Origin of the sequence: Arthrobacter gandavensis, from assembly GCF_039528575.1 — a bacterium.
Taxonomy (GTDB): domain Bacteria; phylum Actinomycetota; class Actinomycetes; order Actinomycetales; family Micrococcaceae; genus Arthrobacter_B; species Arthrobacter_B citreus_B.
Window position 1 is genome coordinate 732,596 of record NZ_BAAALV010000002.1, and the last position, 24,537, is coordinate 757,132.

Consider the following 24,537-nt stretch of genomic DNA (forward strand, 5'->3'; position numbering starts at 1 on the left):
CGATGGCTACAGCCAACCCCGTGGCGGTCGCTGCCCGGGACTGGGGATGGCGGCACGCCGGACGCAAGGCCCAGGCAGTTGCCGGCGTTTCCTTCGATATCAACCCGGGGGAGCGGGTGCTCCTCCTGGGGGCGTCCGGAGCGGGCAAGTCCACGCTGCTGCATGCCCTGGCGGGAGTCCTGGGCGAAGACACCGGCGGGACCGAAAGCGGAACGCTGCGGCTCGACGGCGCCCACCCCCAGGCGGCGCGTGGGCGGGCCGGGCTGCTGCTGCAGGACCCCGACTCGCAGATTGTGCTCTCCCGGGTGGGTGACGAAGTGGCGTTCGGCGCCGAGAACCTCGGAGTTCCCCGCGCGGAGATCTGGGACCGGGTGCACGCGGCGCTGGACGACGTCGGGCTCCGGGTGCCGCTGGAGCACTCGACCGCTGCGCTTTCCGGTGGCCAGAAGCAGCGCCTGGCCCTGGCGTCGATCCTGGCCATGGCCCCCGGCCTGCTGCTGCTGGACGAGCCGACAGCCAACCTGGACCCGGACGGAGTGCTGGAAATCCGGGACTCCGTGGAACGGGTCCTGGACCGGTCCGGCGCCACGCTCATTGTCGTGGAACACCGGGTCTCTGCGTGGGCGCAGCTGGTGGACCGGGTAATAGTGCTCGACGCCGGTGGGGGACTACTGGCGGACGGCCCGCCCCAGGAGGTACTCACGGCCGAACGAACACGTTCCCGCCTCGCTGACGCCGGGGTCTGGCTGCCCGGCGCGGCGGTGAACGTTCCGCCGCCGCTGCCAGCCAGGCCAACCGCCGAGGAACTGCTCGCTGCCGAGAAACTGGACGTGGCACGCACGCCCCGGGGCCCGGCAGTGCTCACCGGGATCGATCTTTCCCTGAAGGCCGGGGACGCCCTGGGGATCACCGGGCCCAACGGCGCCGGAAAATCCACGCTGGCGCTGACCCTGGGCGGACTGCTGCGCCCCCGCGCCGGAAAGCTCACGGCTCGCCCGGCGCTGGCCAGGGAAGCGGGAAGCACCCCGTCCACATGGAAGTCCGCCCAGCTGGTGACCCGGATTGGGACCGTGTTCCAGGAACCGGAGCACCAGTTCCTCACCGGCTCCGTCCGGGAGGAGCTGGCCTTTGGTCCGCGCCGCGCCGGGCGCAGCGAAACGGAAGTCCGGGACATCGTGGAGGAACTGGCGCAGCGGCTGAAGCTGGCCGGGCTGCTCCAGGCAAACCCGTTCACGCTGTCCGGCGGAGAGAAACGCAGGCTGTCCGTGGCCACCATGCTCGCTACCTCGCCGGATATCCTGCTCATGGACGAGCCCACGTTCGGCCAGGACGCCAACACCTGGCGGGAACTCGTCTCGCTGCTCGCGCAGCAGCGCAGGGACGCCGGCTGCGCCGTCGTATCGGTGACCCACGACCGGGAGTTCACTGCGGCGCTGGGCGGCCGAATCCTCCAGGTGCAGGAGGGCCGCGCCAGCCTGCAGCCGGCCGAGCCCGCAGCCGGGGCGGCAGTATGAGCGCCCAGGCCGTGCGGCCCGCCGCTGCAGGAACGGGTCCCGGTCCGCGGCGGTCCCGGCTCAGTGCCGCGAATCCGCTGTCCACCCTTGGCGCCGCCGTCGCGGTCACCATTGCGGTGCTGCTGACCGTGGACTGGATCAGTGCCACTGTGGTCCTGGCCGGGGAACTGGCGCTGCTGCCGCTGCTGCGGATCAATCCCTGGACGCTGGCGAAGCGGATCTGGCCGTTGCTCATCGCTGCGGCCGTGGGCGCCTACGGGACTGCCCTGCTGGCCGAAAAAACCGGAGATGTGCTGCTGGACGCCGGACCGCTGCTGTTCACCACGGACTCGGTGACGGCCGGCATCGCGATTGGGCTGCGCGGCCTGGCCATCGCACTGCCCGGCATTTTCCTGCTCGTCACCGTGGACGCAACCGACCTCGCTGATGCCCTCGCCCAGCGGCTGCGGCTGCCTTCCCGCTTTGTCCTCGGAGCGCTGGCCGCGATGCGCCTGGTGGGACTGCTGGTCCAGGAGTGGCGCACCCTCGGGCTGGCACGGCATGCGCGCGGGGCCGACGCCGCTGCCTCACCGCTGGGAAGATTCCGCAACTTCCTGGGCCAGGGCCTCGCCCTGCTGATCCAGGCGATCCGGCGTGCCACCCGGCTGGCCGTTGCCATGGAAGCCCGGGGCTTCGGCAGCGGCGAACGGACCTGGGCGCGGGCCTCCACGTTCAGCCGGATCGACCTGTGGGTCCTTGCCTACGGGGTCGGGCTGGCCGCTGCGGCGGTATGGGCTGCAGTGGCGGCCGGGACGTTCAACTTCATCCTGTCCTGAACGAGGGCGGGCGCAGCCGGAATGGCTGCGCCCGCCCTGGCTGCATCCCGGTGCAGAACCGCTACAGGACGGTTTCCACCAGGGCAGCCAGTTCATTGGTGAGTTCGCGGGAAACGGGCACCGGGTTGCCGTCGATGGACTTCACCGGGGCGAGGAGGCGGATGCTGGAAATCAGCCACACGCCGTCGGCCTGCATCAGGTGGGCGGGCTCCAGCGGACCGTAGCCCAGCTGCCAGCCTTCCTTCTCTGCCGCAGCGAACAATGCGCTCTGGGTGGTTCCGGGCAGAATGCCGCTTTCAAGCTCCGGGGTGAGCAGCGTCTTCACGCCGTCCTCCACCACGGCCAGCACCACGGTGGAAGTTGGTCCCTCCAGGACCTTGCCGTCGGCGGAAGTGAAGATGACGTCATCGGCGCCGTGCTGTTTGGCGAACCTGATGGCCGCCATGTTTACGGCGTAGGAAAGCGTCTTGGCGCCCAGCAGCAGCCATGGAGCACGCTCTGCTACGGAGGAGTCGTAGCCGCGGTCCAGCAGCAGCACGTCCAGGCCTTCTTCCCGCTGGCGGCCGGTCGACTCGGGAACGGGGGAGGCGGCGACCCACGCCGTCGGGATCCCGGCGCCCTCGGGTCCGCGGGTCAGCATCAGCTTCACCACCGCGGGTACGTCGCCGTGCAGCCGCGCGAATTCAGCCAGCGCCGTCGCTATTGCCGTTTCCCATACCTGCGGCGCAGGGAAGTCCAGCTGCAGGGCCGCGGCGGAGGAAGCCATCCTCTCCAGGTGCATGTCCACTTTCCGGACATGCCCGTCCACAGCCAGCATCGATTCAAAGACTCCGTCGCCGCGGGTGGCCCCGAGGTCCGTTGCCATCAGCTGCGGCTTGGACGCATCCGCGACGCGGCCGGCGGGATATGCGGGATCCAGGAATACCAAAACAGTCATGGAGCAAGCCTAGTTGCCGCAGTGGGCGATCCCGGGCGCTAGGCTGAAGGAACGGTTGGGTGGTCGGAGGGAAAAGCGCACGTGTGGTGGACAGTTACTGCTCCGAATTGGCTTGCGACGAGCCTGACGATCCTTGATTTTGCGATTCGGATCATCGCCCTCGGCGTAGTGCCGGGAAACCGGCGTCCCACCACGGCCATGGCCTGGCTGCTGGCCATCTTCTTCCTGCCGGTGCCCGGGATCATCCTGTTCGCGCTCTTTGGCAACCACCGCCTCTCTGAGCAGCGGGTGGAACGCCAAACCATGATCAACAAGAGGGTCCGTGAGAATACCCGCGAGCTTGAGGCCGAATCCTCCAGTTACTCGGGACCGGAATGGGTACTCTCCGCCGTTGAACTGAACCGGCGGCTCGGCTCGCTGCCCAGCCTCGACGGCAACAAGGTGGAACTCCAGCGTGATTACGAGGAGTCCATCCGCCAAATGACCGAGGCCGTCCGCGGTGCCACCAAGTACGTGCACGTTGAGTTCTACATCATGAGCTACGACGCCGTCACCCGGGAGTTCTTCACCGCACTGCGCGACGCCGCCGAGCGCGGCGTAACCGTGCGCCTTCTGTTCGACCACATTGGCACCCTGCGGGTGAAGGGATACCGGCAGTTTCTCAAGGAGCTCAAGCGCAGCCGAATCCAGTGGCACCCGATGCTGCCCATCCAGCCGTTGCGGGGCCACTGGCGGCGGCCGGACCTGCGCAACCACCGCAAAATCCTGGTCGTGGACGGGGATATCGGTTTCACCGGATCACAGAACCTGGTTGAACCGGGCTACCGCAAACCCGGCAACCACCGGATGGGCCGCAAATGGGTTGAGCTGATGAGCCGGCTCGAGGGCCCGGTGGTCGATGAGATCAACGTGGTGTTCGCAACCGACTGGAACATGGAGACGGACGAGAACCTCGAACAGGAACTGAGCCTGTATGAAGGTACGTCCAAGCCCGGTGAAGTCACCTGCCAGGTGGTCCCGTCCGGTCCGGGTTTCACCACGGAGAACAACCTGCGCCTGTTTACCTCGCTGCTGTACTCCGCTTCCGAGCGCATCTCCATCACCAGCCCCTACTTCGTGCCGGACGATTCGCTGCTCTACGCCATTACGACGGCGGCGCAGCGCGGGGTGCAGGTGGAACTGTTTGTCTCTGAACGAGGCGACCAGTTCCTGGTGGACCACGCCCAGCGTTCCTACTATGAGGCACTGCTGGACGCCGGGATCCGGATCTGGCAGTACCCGGCACCGCTGGTGCTGCACGCCAAGCACTTCACCGTGGACAATGACGTGGCCGTCCTGGGCTCCTCCAACATGGACATGCGCTCCTTCTCGCTGAACCTGGAAGTTTCAATGATGATGTTCGGCGGGGACATCGTGGAGAAGATGCGCAAGATCGAGGACACCTACCGCAGCCTGTCGAAGGAACTGATTCTCGACGAGTGGCGCAACCGCCCGGTGTGGCAGCGCTACGTGGACAACGTTGCACGCCTGACGGCCACCCTGCAGTAGCATCCCTTACCCGGCGGGAACCGCCGAACCCAGCGCACCGAGTACGCCCCTGGACTTGGTCCGGACCTCTTCCCATTCAGTTTCAGGGTCCGACCCGGATGTCACCGCCCCGCCGACGCCTAGGCTGAGTGACGTTCCCCCGGATCCGTCCGGTCGCAGCTCCAGCGTGCGGATCACTACCGAGAGATCGGCGGCGCCGGTCAGTGAAAAGTAGCCGAGCACCCCGGAATAGAACCCGCGGGGAGCGGCCTCGAGCCGATCCAGGATCTCCATGGTGCTGACCTTGGGCGCGCCGGTCATGGATCCGGCGGGAAACGCGGCGGCCACGGCCTCCGCCCGGCTGGCTCCGGGGGCAAGCCGCGCATCGATGGTGCTGACCAGCTGGTGGACCGTGGCATAGCTTTCCACCACGCAGAGCCTGGGGACCGTCACTGTTCCGGGAACGGCCAGCCGGGAGAGATCATTGCGCATCAGGTCAACGATCATGATGTTCTCCGCCCGGTCCTTGGTGCTTTCCAGCAGGTCCCTGCGGAGTCCTTCATCCTCGGCGGGTGTGCTTCCCCGCGGCCGGGTGCCCTTGATGGGTTCAGCGCGAAGGTCCCCGCCGGCGCTGATCCGCAGGAATCGTTCCGGCGAGGTGCCAAGGAGTGCCGTGCCGCCCACCCGCAGCAGCGATGCAAAAGGGGCAGGGCTGCGGCGCCGCATCGCACCGTAGAGCTCCAGCACCTGCTGAGGGGACAAGGGGCCCGGCAGGGAAGCCTCCAGCGCCGTGGTCAGGCAGATTTCGTAGCTGTTGCCTTCCCGGATCTCCTCCTGGGCCCGGCGGACCTTGGCCAGGTATCCTGCACGGCTGTCACGGAAGGTGAAGTTCGGGCTGTCGATTCTGGCGGTGCGGGACACATGGGTGGCACTGGTGCGGGCACCCTCGACGGCGTTCCGCGCCTCCTGGAGCCAGCGGGCACTGGGCGTGCCGGGTTCCGGGACGCCTGCTGCGGCGGCGCTGCCCTGGCCGGTGGCTGCAGCGGACTCTTCCAGGTCCGGATCGTGCAGGAGGAGTAAATGGGCCTGGCCCCGGGCATGGTCCAGCACTACAGCGCGGGCAGCGAAGACAAGAGCGGCGTCCGCTGCGGGAGTCTGGCCCGGGCCTGCCGTCCCCGCGGCTGCAGAACCCGTTTCGCGTTTTAGTCCGTAGCCCAGCGCTCCCATCCAGCCGAGGGCAAATGGGCAGGGGTACGAGTCCGGGACAGGCACCTGAGGCGTGCCCCACTCGGAATCCAGCCAGCGGAAGAACGGGCCGGGGACGTTCACGGTCACCGGGCCCCAGGCCACCCGGGTGTTCCCGGATGAATGGAGGGCATGGCGGCCCAGCGGCCCGCCGACGTCCGCCATGATGCTGAACCTGCTGCGTTCAGGCGGGCTTCCCCCGGCACCGGCGGCACCGGCGTCGGAGCTGTCCAGCCACACGGCGTTGGGGCTGGCGCCGAACAGGGTGGTGAAAAGTGCCTGCGGATCCGGTGCCCCCTGCACCGTGTGGACGGAGACTGCCGGTCCGGGCTGGGGAAGGCCCAGGCCGGGAGCAGGAAGCGGAAGTGACTGCAGTGCGCGCAGCACGTACCGGTGGAGCGGGAAATGGGCGGGACCGCTCGATAGAAGGACTTCTGCTTCATCGGCAACCGGGTCGGCGGCAGCCCAGGCGGCCTCCTGCCGGGCCCACCGGTCCCAGTGCGGCGCGTACGTCTCACCGTCGCGGGCCAGGGCCCGTTCCTTGCGGAGCTCCTGCGGAGCCTGCACCCACACCACGGCATCGAGCAGGGCGCGAGCGGCGCGGTGCCCGGCCCCGACACCTTCAAGGATGACGATCTCGGCCGGTTCGGTCCGCCGCCGCTGGTCATAGCATCCGGCTTCCCAGTCCCAGGCCTGCCAGCTCGCCTCCTGCCCAAGGGCAAGCGGGGCCAGGACTTCGCGGCGGTAGTACTCCATGCCTTCCCGCAGTCCGTCCCACCCCGGATACACGTCTTCCAAGTGGAACACTGCCACGGAGCGGTGGGCTCGCAGGACGGCGGCCAGCTCAAGCGCCAGGCTGGTTTTGCCCGCACCGGAAAACCCGTCGACGCCGATCAGCAGCGGGCGCCCGGCGGCAGCAGTCATCTGCTGCGGTCCGCCAGGGCGGCGCGGACGTGCTCCACCACACCCGGAACGGCAGCCTGGATCAGGGCGTAGGAAGAGTCGAAGTCGGACATGTCCCCGTACCAGGGGTCTTCGATGCCCTGCTCGCTGGCCGGAAGATTCGCGGCGGCAGGATCAAAGCTGCGAAGCATGCGGATTTTGTGCTGGTCTTCGGGCGGCGCTTCGGCCTGCATATGAGTCAGGTGTCCGTAGTCGAGGGCGAGTACCAGATCCCGGGAACCGTACCAGCCGGCCTCGAAGGCGCGTGCCCGGAAACTGTCCACGGCAGGTGCCGGGTAGGCGTGCTTCAGCAGTTCGTCCACGGCGCGGGGGTCCATGGGACGTCCGGCTTCCCAACCCGTCACACCGGCGGAGTCCACTGCGGTCTGCGTTCCAAGCCCGGCTTCGGACAGGGCGCGCTCAATGCTGAACTGTGCCATGGGCGAGCGGCAGATGTTGCCGGTGCACACCGTGATGATTCGGTACATGCTCCCAGCCTACCCAGCACCGTGCGGGCATCCTCCCTCAGCGGCGGCCCGTCACGCCCGGGCCAGCAGTTCCCCGTTGGGCATCAGGAACCAGCCGTCCGGAGAGTCCGCCCAGCGCTTCCAGCCCTCGGCGATCCTGGCCAGGTCTTCCCGCGTTGCAAGGCCCCGTTCCACGGCCTGTTCGGCGTAGGCAGAGTAGAGGACCCGGTCCGCCCAGGCCCCTGCGTGCCAGCGGCGGCGTTCGTCGGTTGCATAGAGCCAATTCGACGACGACGGCTCGAGATCGGTGAACCCCGCCTCCAGTGCCCAGGCAACCAGCCTGCGGCCGGCATCGGGTTCGGCCCGGTTCCCCCGGGCAATTTGCTGGTAGGTGTCCATCCACTCCTGCAGTTCAGGTATCTCCGGGTACCAGCTCATGGCGCGGTAGTCGGCGTCGCGCACTGCCACCAGTCCGCCGGGGCGGGTGACGCGGCGCATTTCATGCAGGGCGGCCACCGGGTCCGTCAGGTGCTGGAGTACCTGGTGGGCGTGGACGACGTCGAACGTGTCGTCCGGGAAATCAAGGTCGTAGACGTTCCCCGGCTGGAACTCCACGTTGTCCGCACCGCGCTCGGCCGCGAGGGCGCGGGCCTGAAGCAGCACGTCCTCCGAGCGGTCCAGCCCGGTGACCAGGCCCGGTGCCGCGAGTGCTGCGAGGTCCAGGGTAATGCTGCCGGGCCCGCATCCAACGTCGAGGACGCGCAGTCCGGGCTGCAGGTGCGGGAGCAGGTAGGCAGCAGAATCCGCGGCACTGCGGGTGGCATGCGCGTTCACTACGCTGCGGTGGTGTCCATGCGAGTACGTGTCCTGAGGCATAGCAGGACGATACGCGGACCTGGCCCCAAAAATCTGCCGCAGCGCGCGCTGCGGGTCATGCTGTGTCATATCGGGCGGAATCCGCTGCCCGGAACGCCGATTCCGGTAACCCCTTGTGCGTACTGCGGCGGCGGTGCCTTCATGGAACCGTCAGGCGCACAGGAAGGAACCCGGATGAAGGCCGTTGTCCTTTATGACTCCGCCTACGGCAATACGCGCCGCATAGCCGAAGCGATCGCCGGTTCCCTTGAAGAGGTGGACGGAGAAGCCGCGCAGGTCCCGGCCTTCCGCCCGGAAACCCTGAGGGAGGGAGACCTGCTGGTAGTGGGCAGTCCGATCAACGGCTGGCGGCCGACCCCCATCATTTCGGCCGCGCTGGAGGCGCTGGGGCCGGACCAGCTTCAGGGAGTGCGTGCGGCTGCCTTCGACACCCGGGTTCGGCTGTTCATCCACGGCGACGCCGCAGGGAAACTCTCCGATGAACTTCGGCGCCGCGGGGCGGAGATAGTTGCCGCGCCGCAGCCCTTCTACGTGAAAGGAACGGAAGGGCCGCTGCTGGCCGGGGAGGTCGAGAAGGCACAGTTTTGGGGGCGTTCCCTGCTCCACGCGGTGGGCGGCTGAGGAGTCCGCACAAGGTTCAAAGAGTTGAGTCGATGGCACTCAACTTTGTTGACAAAAAGCTGTCCCGGAGTAAAGTTGAGTGCAGAACGCTCAATATGCGCTACGGGTGGCGCAGCGGATGCTCCGACTGATTTTTTGCCGAGAGCATCCAAGCAGCGGCCATCGATTTCCAAGGAAAGAGGAAGCAAATATGTCACGTGCAGTAGGTATCGACCTCGGAACCACCAACTCCGTTGTCTCCGTCCTGGAAGGCGGCGAGCCCACCGTTATCGCCAACGCCGAAGGCGGCCGGACCACCCCGTCGGTTGTTGCTTTCGCGAAGTCCGGTGAAGTCCTGGTCGGCGAGATCGCCAAGCGCCAGGCCGTCAACAACATCGACCGCACCATTTCCTCGGTCAAGCGCCACATGGGCACCGACTGGAACGTGGACATCGACGGCAAGAAGTACACCGCCCAGGAAATCTCCGCCCGCATCCTGCAGAAGCTCAAGGCCGACGCCGAGGCATACCTGGGCGAAAAGGTTACCGACGCCGTCGTGACCGTCCCGGCCTACTTCAATGACGCCGAGCGCCAGGCCACCAAGGAAGCCGGCGAGATCGCCGGGCTGAACGTCCTGCGCATCGTCAACGAGCCCACCGCCGCAGCGCTCGCCTACGGCCTGGACAAGGGCAAGGAAGACGAACTCATCCTGGTCTTCGACCTCGGCGGCGGCACCTTCGACGTCTCCCTGCTGGAAGTCGGCAAGGACGAAGACGACTTCTCCACCATCCAGGTCCGCGCCACGGCCGGCGACAACCGCCTCGGCGGCGACGACTGGGACCAGCGGATCGTCGACTACCTGCTGAGCCAGGCAAAGGCCAAGGGTGCCGACCTGTCCAAGGACAAGATTGCCCTCCAGCGCCTGAAGGAAGCAGCCGAGCAGGCCAAGAAGGAACTGTCCTCGGCCACTTCCACCAACATCTCCCTGCAGTACCTCTCGGTGACCCCCGAAGGCCCCGTCCACCTGGACGAGCACCTCTCCCGGGCCAAGTTCCAGGACCTGACCAAGGACCTGCTGGACCGCACCAAGAAGCCGTTCAACGACGTCATCTCCGAAGCCGGCATCAAGGTTTCGGACATCGACCACATCATCCTGGTTGGCGGCTCCACCCGTATGCCGGCCGTCTCCGAGCTGGTCAAGGAACTGGCCGGAGGCCAGGAACCGAACAAGGGCGTGAACCCGGATGAGGTTGTGGCCGTTGGCGCAGCGCTGCAGGCCGGTGTCCTGAAGGGTGAGCGCAAGGACGTGCTGCTGATCGACGTCACCCCGCTGTCCCTGGGCATTGAGACCAAGGGCGGCGTGATGACCAAGCTGATCGAGCGCAACACGGCCATCCCGACCAAGCGCAGCGAAACCTTCACCACGGCGGACGACAACCAGCCTTCGGTTGCCATCCAGGTCTTCCAGGGCGAGCGTGAGTTCACCCGGGACAACAAGCCGCTGGGCACCTTCGAGCTGACCGGCATTGCTCCGGCTCCGCGCGGCGTGCCGCAGGTCGAGGTCACCTTCGACATCGATGCCAACGGCATTGTCCACGTCTCCGCGAAGGACAAGGGCACCGGCGCTGAGCAGTCCATGACCATCACCGGCGGTTCCTCCCTCTCCAAGGAAGACATCGACCGCATGGTCCGCGAAGCCGAAGAGCACGCTGCGGAGGACAAGAAGCGCCGCGAGGCAGCCGACGTCCGCAACTCCGCTGAACAGCTGGCCTACTCGGTGGACAAGCTCCTCACCGACAACGACGACAAGCTGCCCGAGGACGTCAAGTCCGAGGTCAAGGGCGACGTCGATGCGCTGAAGAAGGCTCTGGAAGGCACCGACAACGACGACGAGGTGAAGACCGCGTTCGAGAAGCTGCAGGCCTCCCAGACCAAGCTCGGCGAAGCCATCTACTCCCAGGCCCAGGCAGCCGGTGACCCGGGTGCCGGCGCTGAGGGCGGTTCCGCAGCAGGCGAAGGTGCAGGCGGTTCTGCTGCAGGCGACGAAGACATCGTGGATGCCGAAGTCGTCGATGACGAAGAAAAGAAGTAGCCATGGCTGCTGAGGACGCGAACGGAAACCAGACCCCGGGCAACGAGCCCGAGGAAAACCTGGACCCCCAGTCACAGCAGGCAGGATCCTCCGAGGCGGGCGCCCAGCCCGCCGCGGAGGGCGGCGCCGAGGGCGACGCCCTGTCACAGGCGGAGGAGATCCTGAACAGTGCCGGTGCCGAGGCGCCCGCAGCTGCTGGATCCCCGGAAGCGGCGGAACTGCGCAACGACCTGCTGCGGCTGCAGGCCGAGTACGTGAATTACCGCCGCCGGGTGGAGCGGGACCGCGACGTCGCCCGGGAAATGGCAGTGGTCGGAATGCTCAATTCCCTCCTGCCGGTCCTGGATGACATCGAGGCTGCCCGCCAGCACGGCGACCTCGCGGAGGGGCCCTTCGCCTCGATCGCCGTAAAACTGGAAAACACGCTCAAGGGCTACGGCCTGAGCCGGATCGACGAGACCGGAGTGGAGTTCGATCCGAACATCCACGAAGCACTGATCCAGCAGCAGAGCTCCGATGTCACCTTCGACGCCGTTACGCAGATCCTGCGCACCGGTTACAAGGCGAACGAGCGGGTGCTGCGTGCGGCACAGGTGATTGTCTCCGTTCCGGAGCAGTAGCACTTTACGCCAGGGGCCGCCGAAAGGCGGTCCCTGGCGGCTCCGCACCGGAGCAGGCCTAAGCGTTGTTTATGCAAGACACAGGAAGGGGACACCAATTGGCTAGCCAGGATTGGGTCGACAAGGATTTCTACAAGATTCTGGGTGTTCCCAAGGATGCTTCCGACGCCGACATCAAGAAGTCGTACCGGAAGCTCGCCCGCAAGTACCACCCGGACCAGAACCAGAATGATCCGTCCGCGGAGAAGATGTTCAAGGACGTCTCCGAGGCCTACTCGGTGCTCTCAGACGCCGAGGAACGCCAGCAGTACGACGCCATCCGGGCCATGGGCAGCGGTGCCCGGTTCTCCGCAGGCGGCGGAGGCGGACCCGCCGGCGGCGGCGCGGGATTCGAGGACATCTTCGGCGGACTGTTCAACCAGTCCTCCGGGCGCTCACGCCGCACCACGTACAGCACCGGCGGAAGCAACATCCCGCCGGAGTTCGCCGACCTGTTTGGCGGCGGCGGTTTCGGCGGCGGAGGCTTCGGCTCCGCACCGCCCCAGAAGGGCGCGGACCGCACGGCAAGTACCACCATCTCCTTCGCCGGTTCCATCAACGGAACGGTGATTGGACTGCGCGAACCCAGCGGCGAAGTGGTCGAAGTCCGCGTTCCCGCCGGGGTCAAGGACGGCCAGCGCATCCGGGTGCGCGGCAAGGGGATGCCGGGCGCTGCCGGCAACGGCGACCTTATGGTCACCGTGCACGTCACCCCGCACGACTTTTTTGTCCGGGACGGGAACAACATCCGCATCCACGTTCCCATTACGTTCCCGGAGGCGGCGCTGGGCGCCACCATTGAGGTGCCCACGCTGACCGCGGACAAGGTCAAGCTCAAGGTTCCGGCCGGCACACCGTCCGGCCGCACACTGCGGGTCAAGGGCCGCGGCGTCCACACCTCCAAGGGCAACGGCGACCTGCTGGTGACAGTCGACGTCGCAGTTCCCTCGCATCTGAACAAGGACGCCAAGGCGGCGGTGGAGGCCTTCGCGGACGCGACCAAGGGCGAGGACCCGCGGGCGGGGCTCGCGGCCAAGGCACGCCTTTAGCGCATCAGCCGCGCCCGCCGGGCACGCGGCTAATATAACGGGAACACCAGGGAAACGAAGGGGAGGGCAGTGGGCATCGACGTCAATGCGCCGATCTTCGTGATCTCGGTCGCCGCAGAACTGGCGGACATGCATCCGCAGACGCTCCGCCAGTACGACCGGCTGGGCATCGTCAGCCCCAGCCGGGCACCCGGCCGGTCCCGCCGGTACTCGCAGCGGGACATCGAGATGCTGCGGGAGGTCCAGCGCCTGTCCCAGGAAGGCGTCTCGCTTGAAGGCATCAAGCGCATCATGCAGCTCCAGCAGCAGGTGAACGGTCTCCGGCAGCGCGTGGACCAGCTCTCCGCCGAACTTGACCAGGTCCAGCAGCGCAGCACCGACATGGGGCGGGTGTTCGCGGCCGGCCTCGCCGGCGACGTCGTCACTCTCTCCCGGGGGCAGCGCCCGCCCGCCTCCAAGGCTCCCGAACGCACAGGTCTTGCAGCGCTGGTGGCCCGCAGGCGCCGTGTGATGGCATTGCCGGCAGGCAAGGGTGCCGCGGTCGAGACCGAACTTGGCTATACCGCCGACCGCGGCGACTTTTTCCGCGCCAACTAGGGCAATCAGCGGAAGCGGCGGCCCTGGTCCCTCCGGTTGGCCCAAACCGCCCCCGCGCACAGCAGGACGGTCCAGGCAAGGAAGCACATGACCGACGTCGGTGCCAGTTCCGCACCGGATAACGCCGAGACTGAAATGTCACGTGCCGCCCGTGAGGGCAGGAACTGGGAAAACGCGTTTAGGCCGGGGGAGAAGATGGCCGGGGGAAGCATCATTCCGCCCGCGAAAGCCAGCGGAAAGAAGACCACCTGAGTGAGCGCGATGGCCACTTTCGAGGTGCATAGATAGCCGATCAGCAGGCCCAGGAACAGGAACGGCAGGCCGCAGAGCAGCCACACCGCCACGGACGCCGGTATCCGCCACCAGGACAGGGTTCCGTCCGTGTACAACTGCAGGCCGGCGGTGGTGGTGGCTCCGACCGCCAGAACCGGAATCAGCGCGAAGAAGGCGAACATCATGGCCGTCACGGCGCGTGCCACGGTAGCGGGGAAAGCCCCGACAGGCAGCGTGCGCACATAGCTGCTCCACGGGTTCGCCCGTTCCTCGGCCACACCGATTCCGTAGTTGAACAGGAACGCACTCATCACGCCGAAGACCGCGAGCTGCGCAATCGACATCAGCGATGCCTGTGGGTTGGATGTCACGGCAGTCTGCGGCAGTACAAAGAAGACCAGTGCGAGGGTGGGGAAAACCGTCGAGGACAGCACCGCCACCGGAATCCGCAGTTGTTCGAGCACCTGGGCCCGGGTGTGGATCCGGATCAGGGCGAAGAGCGGTTTGTTGGCGGGGGTTTCAACGTGGCGGGGCACTGCCGCGGTGGCACTCATCGGGCTGCCTTCCTGTCCATGGCGCGGCCCTGCGGGACCGGGTCGCCTCCGGCGGGGGAGTGGGTGAGGGAAATGAATGCTTCTTCCAGGCTCGCGGCGTGGACCTCGAGCCCGCGGAAATCCAGCTGGTCCTGCACCAGCGTGCGCACGGTGGCGTCGGCGTCGTGCGTCAGGACCGTGGTGGCACCGGAGGGTGACAGGTTCACTGACACTGTGTCCGGCAGGGACTCGAAGAACGACGCCGGCAGGGCCGTGTGGAAGGAAACCCGGCTGACGCTGACCCGGCTGCGGATCTCGTCAACCTGGCCGTCTGCCACAACGGCGCCGCTGTTGATGACAACGACTCGGCTGGCCAGGGTCTGGATTTCATCGAGGTAATGGCTGGTGATCAGGAGTGTTCCACCCCCGGCACGGTAATCCGCCAGCCGTTCCCAGAGGTTCTCCCGTGCTTCGACGTCCAGCCCGGTGGTTGGCTCGTCCAGGATCACCAGCCGGGGCCTGCCCACCAGGGCAAGGGCCACCAGCAGGCGGCGCTGCTGCCCGCCGGACAGGCCGCCGCACTGCTTGCCCGCTGCCGGGCCCAGTCCAAACCCGTCCAGCAACTCGGCCGTGGGTATCGGGTTAGCGTAGTGCGAGCCGACGAAGTCCACTGTTTCACGCACCCGCAGGGTGGCGGGTACCGAGGTCGCCTGGGGTGTTGTGCCCAGCTGCTGGCGGGCCTGCGGGTTCCGCGGATCACGGCCGAAGAGTTCGACGCGGCCGGAGTCCGGCTGGCGGAGTCCGCTGAGCAGGTTCAGCAGCGTGGACTTGCCCGCACCGTTGGGTCCCAGCAGGCCGACCGTCTCGCCGGCGGTGACGGTGAAATCAACGCCGTCCAGGGCGGACACCGGACCGTAGCTTTTGCGGACGCCGTAGGCGCCGGAGAGGACTTCGCTGGAAGGACGGGAAGGAAGGGTCATGATGGGGCTCCTGCGGTTGGTGCGGCGGTTAGGCCAGGCCTGAGAGCAAATCCTGGAGGTTCTTGCGGTAGCGGGCGTAGGCAGCTTTCCCCTCGGGTGTGATGCCCACATAGGTGGCGGGCGTGCGGCCTTCGATGGTCTTGGTGACTTCCACGTAGCCGGCGGTTTCAAGCTTCCGCAGGTGGGTGGAGAGGTTGCCGGCTGTCATCTCCAGCATTTTCTGCAGCTTGGTGAAGGCAATCTGGTTGTTCTCGCCGACTTCATTGAGGGTGGTGAGCGCACGCAGGCGGGATTCGGCGTGGATAACGGGGTCCAGTTCAGGCATCTGCCCCGCCGTTCCGCTGCCTGCGGGTGCGCAGGTATTCGACGGCGGATCCGGCCAGCAGGCCGGTGGCGCCCAGGAAAAGGAAGACGGCGAGGAAATGGTCCGGGCCGGAGACCAGCGCGGCAACCGTGACGAGCAGCAGCCAAATGCCCAGGAAGGATTGTGCGCGGTCGTTGAAGGTTGTCCCGCCGGTGATGTAGAGCAGCCCGACGATGAGGATCGCTATGGAGTTGATCAGCAGGCCCCGGAGCCAGAAGTCCTCGACCGCCCTGCCGATGACGGCGCTCAGTCCGCCCATGACGGTAAACCCGAGTGCCCAGGCGGCGCCATACATCCCGCCCTGGAACGCTGACTGTCCGCGCAGGCCCCGGCTGCTGCGGAAGAAGATGGCAATGGTGGAGACGGTGGCGACTGCCAGCGCGGTCCCGAGGACGAGCAGCGCGGCCGGCGGTTCAAGGGGAAGCCAGCCCTGCTGCGTTCCCCACAGTGTGCCGTATCCGATGATCCAGGTGGCGCCCCAGAGCAGATACACCAGGGCGGTGTTGCCGCTCAGGCCCCGGCGGGCGGAACGTTCTGCGTCCTGCACCACTCGAAGTGCTGAGTGCAGGTCAAGGGGCAGCTCTTCCGCGGCCGCGGAGTCCGGGTGTTCCGTGGACTGTTTCGGTGTGGCCGAGAGGTGCGCTCCCGCTTCATGTCTGCTCATGCAAAGTAGTTTGCACTACAAACCACTCCGGCACAAGAGGCCGCCCGTATGCGGTTCTGTTTTACGGACCAGACGGTCCGGGATGCTGCGGCCCGGGCCGTTAGGCGAGCCGCGAACGGACGATGTCGCTGACGGCCTTGCCGTCGAACCGCCCTGCAACCTTCGCAGTAACCGGTTTCATGACCTGTCCCATGGAGCGCATGCTGAGCTCGGTGCCGCCGGCCTTCAGCTCGGCGATGACACTGTCCACGATCGCGGTGACGTCTTCCTCGCTCAGCGCCTCAGGCAGGTACGCCTCGATCACTTCCGCCTCGGCGATTTCCGCGTCAGCGCGGTCCTGCTGGCCGGCCTCCGTGTAGATCCGGGCAGTGTCGCGGCGCTTGGCTGCTTCCTTCTGCAAAAGCGAGACGACCTCCTGGTCCGTCAGCTCGACAGGGGTCTTCCCGGACTTCTCGCGGGTGCCGATTTCGCCCAGGACGTTGCGGACTGTGGTCAGTTCCAGCTTTCGCCCGGCCTTCATGTGGGCGGTCACGTCTGCCTGGAGCTTTTCTTTCAGGGTCATCGCCTGTTCCTTCGCGTTGGTTCCCGCTGCGGTCCGGTACAACCGGACGCCTTCGGGGATGTGGTTAAGCGGTGCTGTCTCAGTACCACCGGGTGCGGCTGCAGAACTAGATGCGACGGTACGTCAGGTCGAAAATGAGGCGGCCGGCCTGGTGCGCCTTGTTCTCGAAGCTGGTGAGGATGCGGCCGTCGAAGCGCGGGGCCCAGCCGCCGCGGGTGTCGGCGTCGTCGGAGGCTTCCTTGCCTTCCAGCCCCTGGGCACGGACCTGGGTTAGCGGACTCTCCGCACCGGAGCGCTCGCCCGGGTGCAGGCTTTCGAACTGCGCAGAGGCGTCCAGGACCTCGCGCATCTGGACGGCGTAGTCGGACCAGTCCGTGGCCAGCCGCCACAGTCCGCCGGGCATTAGTGCCCGGGCAGCGAGTTCGGCGAAGGTGTCCTTGACCATGCGGCGCTTGTGGTGCCGGGTCTTGTGCCAGGGGTCGGGGAAGAAGACCCAGAGTTCGTCAACGGAACCGGCCGGCAGCATGGTGGTGAGGACTTCGGGAGCGTTCGCCTGGACCACCCGCACATTAGTCAGGTTCTTCTGGCCAATGCGCTGCAGTGTCTGGGCAAGGCCGGGAAGGTAGACCTCAACAGCGAGGAAGTTCTTGTCCGGATTCTGTTCCGCCGCGTGCGTGATGGCTTCGCCGAGGCCCGAACCGATCTCGACGACGAGGGGAGCCTTGCGGCCGAAGGCGGCTTCGGCGTCGAACACGTAGTCCGGATCCACTGATGTGTCCGAATGCACGCGGGGGACGTCGATGACGAAAACATCGGAGAGCTCGTCCCAGGCCTGCTGGCGCCGTCCCTGCAGGCGCGAACCCCTGCGGACAAAGGACACCGGGGCCCGGAAATGCAAGGAATCAGGGCTCTCGGACCCGTCGGCAGCGTCGGAAACGGGCAGGGCTGGGTCAGTAGTCATCACTGTTAATGCTAACCGTGTGCCGGCACTTCACTGTGTCCGCCGTAAGCACCCCTAATTAGGTAACTGGGACCGATCCGGTAAACTGGGGGAAGTTGTTGCGACTGCCGCGCCTAAAAGCCGCGTGTGTAAGCAGCGCAACCTGCGTCGATGAACGCTTTCTTTTGTCCCGCCCGTAATCTCACGGGGCGGTGGACACTGTCTGACTTTTCTTCGGCGAACCCTCTGCGCCACACGGCATAGGGGGCCACTTACCGAAAGTTGCCTGTCTTTTCATGACCACTTTTGCTGCCCTTGGCGTACCCAAGGCACTTGTTTCAAACCTCTCCGCCCAGGGAATCGCAGAGCCGTTCCCCATCCAGGTGGAAACCCTTCCTGACACCCTCAAGGGCCGGGATGTACTGGGCCGCGGACGCACCGGCTCCGGCAAGACCCTCGCTTTCTCCCTGCCGCTGGTCACCCGGCTGGCTGAGGCTGAAGCCGCCTACCGCCGCCGGCCGAACCGCCCGCTGGGCCTGGTGCTGGCACCGACCCGTGAACTGGCGACGCAGATCAACAATGTGATCGAGCCGCTCGCTGCCGAGCTGGGCCTGAACACCACCGTGATCTACGGCGGCGTTTCGCAGCAGCGCCAGGAAAAGGCGCTCGGCGCCGGCGTCGACATTGTCATTGCCTGCCCCGGCCGCCTCGAGGACCTGATGAAGCAGAAGGTCATCAGCCTGGAGTCCGTTGAAATCACCGTCCTTGACGAGGCCGATCACATGGCCGACCTCGGCTTCCTCCCGGTTGTGCAGCGACTGCTGGACCGTACGCCGGAAAAGGGCCAGCGCATGCTCTTCTCCGCCACACTGGACAACGGCGTGGACAAGCTGGTCCGCCGCTACCTTTCCAACCCGCTGACCCACTCCGTTGACGAGCCGCAGGCTGCAGTGTCCACCATGGAACACCACGTGCTCCTGGTCCAGGACCAGACCGCCAAGAAGCTGCTGGTCAAGGAACTGGCCTCCGGCCAGGGCCGCCGCATCATGTTCATGCGCACCAAGCACCACGCCCGCAAGATGGCGAAGTTCCTCACGGACAGCGGCATTCCGACGGTTGACCTGCACGGCAACCTCTCGCAGAACGCCCGCGACCGGAACCTGGCGGAGTTCGCCTCAGGCGACGTCCGCGTCCTGGTCGCCACCGACGTCGCCGCCCGCGGCGTCCACGTGAACGACGTCGAGCTGGTTGTCCACATCGATCCGCCCACGGAGCACAAGGCATACCTGCACCGCTCCGGACGTACGGCACGTGCCGGCTCGGACGGAACCGTTGTCACGGTGACCCTGCCCGAGCAGAAGGGCGAGGTGTCCAAGCTGATGAAGGCTGCCGGCGTCGACGTCTCGATCGAGAAGGTCTCCCACAACTCCCCGTCCATCGCCAAGCTCATCGGTGAGCGCGCAGCTGTGGTGGAGCCGCACGTCCGTGCAGCGCAGCTCGCAGCGAAGTCCCCGCAGCAGGGTGCAGGCCGTTCCACCGGCGCCAACGCCCAGCGCAAGCGCGCAGCCCGTTCAGGTTCCGGCACCGGTACCCGCGCAGGCGGCCGCGGCGGTGCAGGCGGCCGCGGACGCGTTTCCGCCGAGCGCACTGCTGCCTCCGAGTCGCCCCGCGCCCAGCGCAGCCCCGAAGGCCGCCGCGGCGCCGCCGCAGCCGCCACTTCGCAGGGCCGCAACCGCCGACCCGCCACCGGCCAGCGCGCCGGCGACGTGGCAGCTTCCGGAACGCACCGCTCCGGCGGAACCCGTGCAGCTGCTCCGGCAGGCAGCGGCCGCCCGGCACGCTCCTCCGGCCCCCGCCGCGCAACCGCCCCGGCATCGAACGAACGCCGCGGCCGCTAACCACAGCGCATAAGAAAGAAAGGCCCTGCACCCGTTATCCGGTGCAGGGCCTTTCTTGTTGGGTCGAGGTGACCCAAGGTCAGGGCATGGGCAGGCTTCCGGGCGGTGGTGCGTCAGGGTCGGCGGGAGTCCAGGAAGTAACCGTCAGGAAGCCTGGTTCCGTCAGGTCAAAGTCCACTTCCAGGCTCTGGCGGAGGGTTCCGGAATAAGGGGCCACCAGCAGCGTGGCCACCCTGCTCATCCCGGCCCCGGCCGTGGCGCGCCAGCCGATGCCCGCTTCGGCGAACTGGCCGGGCTCAAGGGTGAACGGAGCCTGGTCCGTATCCGTGGTCATCATGGACCCGCCGTGAACAGCAGTGATGTCCATGACCCATCCATCGGTCCGGTTGAAGTCCAGGTCAGGATAAGCGTGCACAACACAGCTGCGGCCGCCGGTCACTTCCAGTGTGATGCGGGCAACCCTGCTCCCCAGCCCAGCATCGAAGCCGTCTATGTCCATCCGAACTTCGTCTCCGGTGCACCACGCGGGGTCGGGCTCTTCAAAGGCGTGGCCGAACTCCGGGGCACCGATCACTACGGGGACCGGCGCCGGAACGGATTCCGGCGCGGGCGGCGCTGCGGCCTCCGGTACATACTGCCGCTCTTCCAAAGGGCGGCCGGGCTGCGATGACGCCAGGAGGGCCAGTGCTGCAGCACCTGCCAGCACGGCAGCTGCCAGGGGAACGAAGAACCGGCCTGTGATGCGAAGCCCGGTGCCGGACGGGGCGGGGACGGTTCCCGGCCCGGCATTGCGGGCTGCGGCCAACGCAGGCAGCCATCCCCACAGGAAACCCCAGCAGGTTCCAGCCACCACGGGCGGAACCAGGGAACCGGCGAGGAATTCGGGCTGCTCCGGCGGCCAGCCGAGCAGGAGGCCGCGCAGGCCCAGGAAAACGGAACCTGCCGCGGAAGCGAAAATGACGCACACCCACGCGGCCTGAAACGGGGAAAGCCACGTCCCCGTCCTGCGCTGGGCCAGCCGATGCAGCAGCATCACGGTCAGAGCAGACACCAGGACTGCTCCGGACAGGGCGGCCGCCCACTGGTCTGCCGGCGGCGGACCGGATTCTCCGGCATCAAAACTGAGCTGGACAGTCCGCGGAATGACAACCCAGGCAAGTCCAGGTGTCTGCGGGAGGGCAGCAAGGGCAGAAGCTACTGCTCCGCTCGCCACCCACAGAGCTCCGGTCAGGGCCGCGGCCAGCAGCCTGGTTTGCCGTGCCCGGCTGGTGTCCGCTGCGATGTCCCGGGAGCCGTCCTCATCCCCGGGCGGTTCGCCGGTTTCGCCGCCCCCAAGGTTCACCATCTGCCGAAGTGTACACGGGGCTAGGCAAGGCTGAGCCCGTGCTCGTTCAGCGCCGCTTCAATGATGTCCAAGGCTTTCGGACCCACGCCGTGAAGCTGGGCCAGATCGCCGCGCGGCACTCCGGCAAGCTGCCGGAGGGTGGTGAAACCCGCTGTTCCCAGCCCGCGTGTGGCAGGGGCGCCGATCCTGGGCAGCTCGTTCAACGACGTGGGTGATGTGCTCATGCCTCGATGCTAGGCATCCGGGGCGCAGCGGCCCAGGCCTGCCGGATTCCGCGCTCAGTCCACGGGATAGAAACTGACGACGGCGGCAAAGCCACGGCCGAGCACCTGCGGCTGTTCCGCTCCGCCGGCCACGGTGTCCAGCATTTCGAGCTCCTCGGTGACGTCTCCGCCGTCGAACACCGCCCTGGCCGATCCCTGCAGCAGGACCAGGAACTGGTCCGGTCCGAGGGACGGAGAAATCTTCTTGGACAGTTCCACCACCATCACCGCGGCGCCGTAGCCGTCCCTGTTCACGAGGGTGTTCAGCACCGTGACTTCGCCGGTGGGCAGGGACGCCTGGACGGGAACGTCGCCGGGATAGCGCAGGGGCCGAAGCCGCTCCATGGCATGCTCCGTACCGTCAACATTCAGGAGCAGCAGTTCCCCCTCCACCGGAACGGTGATCCGGTCCGCGCCCGGGAACAGGGTGAATGGTCCGGACTTCTCAACGGTTGCAGCGGACAGGCGCCACGCGGGGCTGCCGGTTGAATCTAACGGTCCGGATGCCAGGTCCTTGGCCCGGCCGGAATTCGACCCCCAGGGACGCGACGGAAGGGATGCGAACCGCACCAGGGAAACCGTCATGCCTACTCGATCAGCGCCTGGCGGCGGCGGGCTTCAAGGACATGCCGCCGTGCTGCGTTGCTGATCAGGAAGCGGCGGCCGGTAGTCTCGGCCGGCACAATCCGGATGAAGTGGTTCTTTTCCCCGGCCTGCCAGGGGAAGAGCTCCAGGTCAGCGGAGTCCAGGACATCTTCGATGGACTCGAGCCGGGACGCCGTGCCTTTGGCAACAACGCTCCACGCGTAGCCCAGGCGGTCGTCGTAACCGTCGACTTCGAATGCCACTGCAGACCCGTTCAGTGCTGCGGCGAGCTTGGTGCCTTCAGCAGTGCGGAAAACCAGGGTTCCGTGGTCCACGGCGAAGTTGATGGGGAAGATTTCGGGATGTCCCTGGACCACCACGGCCAGCCGCCCCACGGACGCTTGGCGGATGTAGTCCCAGCAGTCGCTGGATCCGAGTTCGACGGGTACACCTGCATCATTGGTTGGCGGCATGTCCCCAGTCTAGGCATAAGGGGAGCACAGCCGGTAAGCAGCTGCCCGTGACTCCGCAGGCCAAATGGAGAACAATGGGTCCATGAAGGCAATCCTGAACGTCATCTGGCTCCTGTTCGGCGGTATCTGGCTGGCCTTGGGCTATGTACTGGCCGGAATCGTCTGCTGCCTGCTGATCGTGACCATCCCGTTCGGCATAGCGTCCTTCAGGATCGCCTCCTACGCCCTCTGGCCCTTCGGTCGTACGGTGGTGGACAGCGGCCGGGGAACCGGCGTGCTCGCCACCGTGGGAAACGTGATCTGGGTAATCTTTGCCGGCATCTGGATCGCCTTTGGGCACGTCGCTACGGCCATCCCGATGTTCCTGAGCATCATCGGCATCCCGCTGGGCATCGCAAACCTGAAGATGATCCCCATTTCCCTCACGCCCCTGGGCAAGCGGATCGTGCCGACGTCCGGTTCCGGACTGGTGCCCTACAGCCGCAACGCTCCCTACGGCACGTACCCGGGTCCGTACTACCGCTAGCCCCCAAGGCTCTCCAGGAAGGCTGCCGCCACAGCTGCCGAGTCCGCACTGCTGCCCTGGACGAACACCGCTACGGCAAGGTCACCCTGGATCGCCGTCACCCAGCCGTGATCAGCCTTCTCTCCGCCCGTTCCGGCGGTTCCTTCCGCTGCCAGCACCGGTTTGCCGGCAACTGACTCCAGAGCTCCAAGCGCTTCCCCGGCGCTTCCCCCGGCAACGTTGGCGCGCAGCGCGCTGCGCAGCGATTCGGCTTCTTCCGGGCTGATTGCCGGTGGGCCGTCTGCGCCGGACGACGGCGGGTCCTGGGCCGTGTCCGCTCCGCTGCCGCCGGGTGCCGCCGGGCTGAGGACCAGGACCGGTGAAACCCGTTCCCCCCTGGCCACGGTTGCCGCAGCAACCGCAGCTGCGAGGGGCGAAGCTACGACCTGGCCTCCGGCGTTCACGGAGCCGGCCTGCCGTGTTCCGTCGGAGCTGTCCGGCACTGCCCCGTAGAAAGCCTGCGTTCCCAGACTGGAGCCGACGCCCAGACCCAGGGCTTCTGCGGCAGCGGCCAGCGCCGCGTCGTCGGGCACCTCCGCGCTTCCGGCACGCAGGCGGGCCAGTGCAGTGACGGGCTGGAAGCCGGTGCCCAGGGAATACTCGCCCAGCAGAGCGGTCTGTGCCCCTTCCGTTGCGGGGCCGTTGGCTACGGCCAGGACATTGCCGGTGGAGGGCTGGACGGCAACCAGTGCAGCGCCCGGTGCAGCCGCGAGAACGGCGTCGGCCTTGGCCTGTACCGTCAGGTCCAGTGTGGTCTGCAGCGGCGTTCCGGGCTCAGCGGGTGCTTCGAAGAGCGGCTCGGATGGCACGTTGTCCGCGCCCAGGATCCGTATGCTCACGGCGTCGGCGCCCCGGAGCTGCGCATCGTATTCAAGCTGCAGGCCCGAAAGGCCGGTCAGGTCCCCGGGCGCCATCGGCCCGGTGTCGGCTGTTTCGGCGCTGGCCGGCCCTACGGCCCCCAGCAGGTTCGCCGCGAAACCGGGGCTGGGTCCCAGGACCAGTCTGTCCGCCAGGGCAGCGGCACCGGGAATGGTGGCGATGTCCGACTCGAACGCCGGCGGCACCGTGTCCTGGCGCACCGTGACGGCTTCGACGAATGCGTCCGGCCCGGCCGCCTGGACCTTCGCCGCCAGTGCCTCCGCATCCAGGTTCAGGTAGAGGGAAAGGTAGAAGACAGAGGTGGCGTACTCCTGCCCGCCCAGTACCGACTTGTCCAGGCCCACGCGCCAAACCGGCCAGTGACGCATGAGTACGGACCCGCCTGCGCCCAGCACATCGGCCCGGGGCGGCGGGCTGGCGTCGCGGACCATCCGCTGGCCCGGCAGCAGGTCCGGGTGAACGGTCGTGGAACGGAAACGGGTCTGCCAGTTGCTGTCCCGGCTCCGTTCCAGCGTCACGGTGGTCTCATAGCTGTAGTCCCGGGGGGAAGCATTGACGTCCCACATGTACTTCAGGGTGGCCACTGCTTCATTGGCGGAGACTTCTTCGATCTCCGAGACGGTGACGGTCGGTTTGGTGTTCATGCCGGAAACCTCGTAGGCCAGCATGCCGTTCACCGCTTCGACGGTTGACCCGGCAAACTCGTTTCCGGTGACGTCCAGGCGGGAGAGTCCCTCGGCCAGCGATGCCGCAGATCCCTCCGGTCCCGGGCGTTCTTCAGGAGAGCATCCGGCCAGGGTCAGGCCAAAGAATGAAGCGGCAAGGATGGCGGCCAGCCAGCGGTTCTTCCCCATGCCGGAAGGCTAGCCGCGTGCCGGGAAAAAAGGGACAGG

The 24,537-nt window shown here is 66.9% G+C and carries 24 protein-coding genes and 1 pseudogene; 10 read left to right on the forward strand and 15 right to left on the reverse strand.

Annotation, left to right across the window (positions count from 1 at the left end):
* Window positions 1-2: 2 nt before the first annotated feature.
* Both ABFX29_RS06690 and ABFX29_RS06695 read left to right on the forward strand, forming a co-directional pair.
* Window positions 3-1,514 (forward strand): ABC transporter ATP-binding protein, encoded by a 1,512-nt coding sequence (locus ABFX29_RS06690; RefSeq protein ID WP_152225971.1) that lies wholly within the window; start codon window positions 3-5, stop codon window positions 1,512-1,514.
* Window positions 1,511-2,329, forward strand: coding sequence for an energy-coupling factor transporter transmembrane component T family protein (locus tag ABFX29_RS06695; RefSeq protein ID WP_152225973.1), 819 nt, complete (start codon window positions 1,511-1,513; stop codon window positions 2,327-2,329). The genes ABFX29_RS06690 and ABFX29_RS06695 overlap by 4 nt, the downstream gene beginning before the upstream one ends.
* A 61-nt stretch (window positions 2,330-2,390) precedes the next feature.
* Here ABFX29_RS06695 and ABFX29_RS06700 read toward each other — a convergent pair whose 3' ends face one another.
* Window positions 2,391-3,266 carry an aminodeoxychorismate lyase gene (locus ABFX29_RS06700; RefSeq protein WP_152225975.1) on the reverse strand — a complete coding sequence of 292 codons (876 nt, stop codon included), beginning with the start codon at window positions 3,264-3,266 and terminating at the stop codon, window positions 2,391-2,393.
* A gap of 81 nt (window positions 3,267-3,347) precedes the next feature.
* Here ABFX29_RS06700 and cls point away from each other — a divergent pair, with 81 nt between their 5' ends.
* Entirely contained in the window at window positions 3,348-4,814 is a 1,467-nt protein-coding gene (gene cls, locus ABFX29_RS06705) for a cardiolipin synthase (protein WP_387013517.1), read from the forward strand.
* A 6-nt stretch (window positions 4,815-4,820) separates the two neighbouring features.
* Here cls and ABFX29_RS06710 read toward each other — a convergent pair whose 3' ends face one another.
* The 3 genes from ABFX29_RS06710 to ABFX29_RS06720 are packed head-to-tail and all read right to left on the reverse strand — an operon-like array spanning window position 4,821 to window position 8,323.
* Complete coding sequence (locus tag ABFX29_RS06710; protein WP_152225977.1) at window positions 4,821-6,962, reverse strand: chorismate-binding protein; 2,142 nt, start codon at window positions 6,960-6,962, stop codon at window positions 4,821-4,823.
* Window positions 6,959-7,468, reverse strand: a complete 510-nt coding sequence (locus ABFX29_RS06715) for a low molecular weight protein-tyrosine-phosphatase (RefSeq protein WP_152225980.1) — start codon at window positions 7,466-7,468, stop codon at window positions 6,959-6,961. The genes ABFX29_RS06710 and ABFX29_RS06715 overlap by 4 nt, the downstream gene beginning before the upstream one ends.
* 51 nt (window positions 7,469-7,519) lie before the next feature.
* Window positions 7,520-8,323, reverse strand: coding sequence for a methyltransferase domain-containing protein (locus ABFX29_RS06720; protein ID WP_152225982.1), 804 nt, complete (start codon window positions 8,321-8,323; stop codon window positions 7,520-7,522).
* Between the two features lie 174 nt (window positions 8,324-8,497).
* Here ABFX29_RS06720 and ABFX29_RS06725 point away from each other — a divergent pair, with 174 nt between their 5' ends.
* The 5 genes and pseudogenes from ABFX29_RS06725 to ABFX29_RS06745 all read left to right on the forward strand — a co-directional run.
* Window positions 8,498-8,944, forward strand: a complete 447-nt coding sequence (locus ABFX29_RS06725; protein WP_152225984.1) for a flavodoxin family protein — start codon at window positions 8,498-8,500, stop codon at window positions 8,942-8,944.
* A gap of 190 nt (window positions 8,945-9,134) precedes the next feature.
* Window positions 9,135-11,015, forward strand: a complete 1,881-nt coding sequence (dnaK, locus tag ABFX29_RS06730; protein ID WP_152225986.1) for a molecular chaperone DnaK — start codon at window positions 9,135-9,137, stop codon at window positions 11,013-11,015.
* 2 nt (window positions 11,016-11,017) lie between these two features.
* Window positions 11,018-11,635, forward strand: coding sequence for a nucleotide exchange factor GrpE (locus ABFX29_RS06735; RefSeq protein WP_152225988.1), 618 nt, complete (start codon window positions 11,018-11,020; stop codon window positions 11,633-11,635).
* A 98-nt stretch (window positions 11,636-11,733) separates the two neighbouring features.
* A complete protein-coding gene (locus ABFX29_RS06740) occupies window positions 11,734-12,723 on the forward strand; it encodes a DnaJ C-terminal domain-containing protein (RefSeq protein WP_211372335.1) in 990 nt (329 codons plus the stop codon).
* Between the two features lie 75 nt (window positions 12,724-12,798).
* Window positions 12,799-13,185 (forward strand): annotated as a pseudogene (locus tag ABFX29_RS06745) (heat shock protein transcriptional repressor HspR); the annotation flags it as partial.
* Between the two features lie 140 nt (window positions 13,186-13,325).
* Here the strand turns inward: ABFX29_RS06745 and ABFX29_RS06750 are convergent.
* The 6 genes from ABFX29_RS06750 to trmB all read right to left on the reverse strand — a co-directional run bounded on the left by ABFX29_RS06750 (window position 13,326) and on the right by trmB (window position 17,657).
* Window positions 13,326-14,147, reverse strand: a complete 822-nt coding sequence (locus tag ABFX29_RS06750; protein ID WP_152225992.1) for an ABC transporter permease — start codon at window positions 14,145-14,147, stop codon at window positions 13,326-13,328.
* Window positions 14,144-15,106 (reverse strand): ABC transporter ATP-binding protein, encoded by a 963-nt coding sequence (locus ABFX29_RS06755; RefSeq protein ID WP_152225994.1) that lies wholly within the window; start codon window positions 15,104-15,106, stop codon window positions 14,144-14,146. Before ABFX29_RS06755 ends, ABFX29_RS06750 begins: the two co-directional genes overlap by 4 nt.
* 28 nt (window positions 15,107-15,134) lie before the next feature.
* Window positions 15,135-15,431: a transcriptional regulator gene (locus tag ABFX29_RS06760; protein WP_152225996.1), complete on the reverse strand. Its 297-nt coding sequence runs from the start codon at window positions 15,429-15,431 to the stop codon at window positions 15,135-15,137.
* Window positions 15,424-16,134, reverse strand: coding sequence for a hypothetical protein (locus ABFX29_RS06765; RefSeq protein WP_246167243.1), 711 nt, complete (start codon window positions 16,132-16,134; stop codon window positions 15,424-15,426). The genes ABFX29_RS06760 and ABFX29_RS06765 overlap by 8 nt, the downstream gene beginning before the upstream one ends.
* A gap of 100 nt (window positions 16,135-16,234) precedes the next feature.
* Complete coding sequence (locus ABFX29_RS06770; protein ID WP_152225998.1) at window positions 16,235-16,696, reverse strand: GatB/YqeY domain-containing protein; 462 nt, start codon at window positions 16,694-16,696, stop codon at window positions 16,235-16,237.
* Between the two features lie 106 nt (window positions 16,697-16,802).
* Window positions 16,803-17,657, reverse strand: a complete 855-nt coding sequence (gene trmB / locus ABFX29_RS06775) for a tRNA (guanosine(46)-N7)-methyltransferase TrmB (RefSeq protein WP_152226000.1) — start codon at window positions 17,655-17,657, stop codon at window positions 16,803-16,805.
* Window positions 17,658-17,932: 275 nt separating this feature from the next.
* Here trmB and ABFX29_RS06780 point away from each other — a divergent pair, with 275 nt between their 5' ends.
* The gene (locus ABFX29_RS06780) at window positions 17,933-19,534 is read left to right on the forward strand and encodes a DEAD/DEAH box helicase (RefSeq protein WP_152226002.1); all 1,602 of its coding nucleotides are present in this window, start codon (window positions 17,933-17,935) and stop codon (window positions 19,532-19,534) included.
* A 79-nt stretch (window positions 19,535-19,613) separates the two neighbouring features.
* Here the strand turns inward: ABFX29_RS06780 and ABFX29_RS06785 are convergent, their stop codons facing one another.
* From ABFX29_RS06785 to ABFX29_RS06800, 4 genes are read right to left on the reverse strand one after another with little or no spacing between them, the layout of a single operon-like run.
* On the reverse strand, window positions 19,614-20,879 hold the full coding sequence (locus tag ABFX29_RS06785; protein WP_152226004.1) for a DUF4232 domain-containing protein: 1,266 nt from the start codon (window positions 20,877-20,879) through the stop codon (window positions 19,614-19,616).
* 20 nt (window positions 20,880-20,899) lie between these two features.
* Entirely contained in the window at window positions 20,900-21,103 is a 204-nt protein-coding gene (locus ABFX29_RS06790; RefSeq protein WP_152226006.1) for a helix-hairpin-helix domain-containing protein, read from the reverse strand.
* Between the two features lie 54 nt (window positions 21,104-21,157).
* Window positions 21,158-21,727, reverse strand: coding sequence for a HutD/Ves family protein (locus tag ABFX29_RS06795; protein WP_152226008.1), 570 nt, complete (start codon window positions 21,725-21,727; stop codon window positions 21,158-21,160).
* Between the two features lie 2 nt (window positions 21,728-21,729).
* On the reverse strand, window positions 21,730-22,200 hold the full coding sequence (locus ABFX29_RS06800) for a pyridoxamine 5'-phosphate oxidase family protein (RefSeq protein WP_152226010.1): 471 nt from the start codon (window positions 22,198-22,200) through the stop codon (window positions 21,730-21,732).
* 82 nt (window positions 22,201-22,282) lie between these two features.
* Between ABFX29_RS06800 and ABFX29_RS06805 the strand changes: the two genes are divergently transcribed.
* Window positions 22,283-22,726, forward strand: a complete 444-nt coding sequence (locus ABFX29_RS06805; protein ID WP_152226012.1) for a YccF domain-containing protein — start codon at window positions 22,283-22,285, stop codon at window positions 22,724-22,726.
* Here ABFX29_RS06805 and ABFX29_RS06810 read toward each other — a convergent pair.
* Window positions 22,723-24,498 carry a penicillin-binding transpeptidase domain-containing protein gene (locus ABFX29_RS06810; RefSeq protein WP_152226014.1) on the reverse strand — a complete coding sequence of 592 codons (1,776 nt, stop codon included), beginning with the start codon at window positions 24,496-24,498 and terminating at the stop codon, window positions 22,723-22,725. The genes ABFX29_RS06805 and ABFX29_RS06810 overlap by 4 nt on opposite strands.
* Window positions 24,499-24,537: the final 39 nt, after the last annotated feature.

Excerpts from the sequence above, each read along its gene's own strand:
- ABFX29_RS06780 (WP_152226002.1), top strand. The coding sequence starts at position 17,933 with ATGACCACTTTTGCTGCCCTTGGCGTACCCAAGGCACTTGTTTCAAAC.
- ABFX29_RS06725 (WP_152225984.1), top strand. The coding sequence starts at position 8,498 with ATGAAGGCCGTTGTCCTTTATGACTCCGCCTACGGCAATACGCGCCGC.
- ABFX29_RS06795 (WP_152226008.1), bottom strand. The coding sequence starts at position 21,727 with ATGACGGTTTCCCTGGTGCGGTTCGCATCCCTTCCGTCGCGTCCCTGG.
- ABFX29_RS06750 (WP_152225992.1), bottom strand. The coding sequence starts at position 14,147 with ATGAGTGCCACCGCGGCAGTGCCCCGCCACGTTGAAACCCCCGCCAAC.
- ABFX29_RS06770 (WP_152225998.1), bottom strand. The coding sequence starts at position 16,696 with ATGACCCTGAAAGAAAAGCTCCAGGCAGACGTGACCGCCCACATGAAG.
- ABFX29_RS06695 (WP_152225973.1), top strand. The coding sequence starts at position 1,511 with ATGAGCGCCCAGGCCGTGCGGCCCGCCGCTGCAGGAACGGGTCCCGGT.
- ABFX29_RS06715 (WP_152225980.1), bottom strand. The coding sequence starts at position 7,468 with ATGTACCGAATCATCACGGTGTGCACCGGCAACATCTGCCGCTCGCCC.
- ABFX29_RS06805 (WP_152226012.1), top strand. The coding sequence starts at position 22,283 with ATGAAGGCAATCCTGAACGTCATCTGGCTCCTGTTCGGCGGTATCTGG.
- trmB (WP_152226000.1), bottom strand. The coding sequence starts at position 17,657 with ATGACTACTGACCCAGCCCTGCCCGTTTCCGACGCTGCCGACGGGTCC.
- ABFX29_RS06760 (WP_152225996.1), bottom strand. The coding sequence starts at position 15,431 with ATGCCTGAACTGGACCCCGTTATCCACGCCGAATCCCGCCTGCGTGCG.
- ABFX29_RS06735 (WP_152225988.1), top strand. The coding sequence starts at position 11,018 with ATGGCTGCTGAGGACGCGAACGGAAACCAGACCCCGGGCAACGAGCCC.
- ABFX29_RS06765 (WP_246167243.1), bottom strand. The coding sequence starts at position 16,134 with ATGAGCAGACATGAAGCGGGAGCGCACCTCTCGGCCACACCGAAACAG.
- ABFX29_RS06690 (WP_152225971.1), top strand. The coding sequence starts at position 3 with ATGGCTACAGCCAACCCCGTGGCGGTCGCTGCCCGGGACTGGGGATGG.
- ABFX29_RS06810 (WP_152226014.1), bottom strand. The coding sequence starts at position 24,498 with ATGGGGAAGAACCGCTGGCTGGCCGCCATCCTTGCCGCTTCATTCTTT.
- ABFX29_RS06800 (WP_152226010.1), bottom strand. The coding sequence starts at position 22,200 with ATGCCGCCAACCAATGATGCAGGTGTACCCGTCGAACTCGGATCCAGC.
- ABFX29_RS06755 (WP_152225994.1), bottom strand. The coding sequence starts at position 15,106 with ATGACCCTTCCTTCCCGTCCTTCCAGCGAAGTCCTCTCCGGCGCCTAC.
- ABFX29_RS06700 (WP_152225975.1), bottom strand. The coding sequence starts at position 3,266 with ATGACTGTTTTGGTATTCCTGGATCCCGCATATCCCGCCGGCCGCGTC.
- ABFX29_RS06710 (WP_152225977.1), bottom strand. The coding sequence starts at position 6,962 with ATGACTGCTGCCGCCGGGCGCCCGCTGCTGATCGGCGTCGACGGGTTT.
- ABFX29_RS06790 (WP_152226006.1), bottom strand. The coding sequence starts at position 21,103 with ATGAGCACATCACCCACGTCGTTGAACGAGCTGCCCAGGATCGGCGCC.
- ABFX29_RS06720 (WP_152225982.1), bottom strand. The coding sequence starts at position 8,323 with ATGCCTCAGGACACGTACTCGCATGGACACCACCGCAGCGTAGTGAAC.
- dnaK (WP_152225986.1), top strand. The coding sequence starts at position 9,135 with ATGTCACGTGCAGTAGGTATCGACCTCGGAACCACCAACTCCGTTGTC.
- ABFX29_RS06785 (WP_152226004.1), bottom strand. The coding sequence starts at position 20,879 with ATGGTGAACCTTGGGGGCGGCGAAACCGGCGAACCGCCCGGGGATGAG.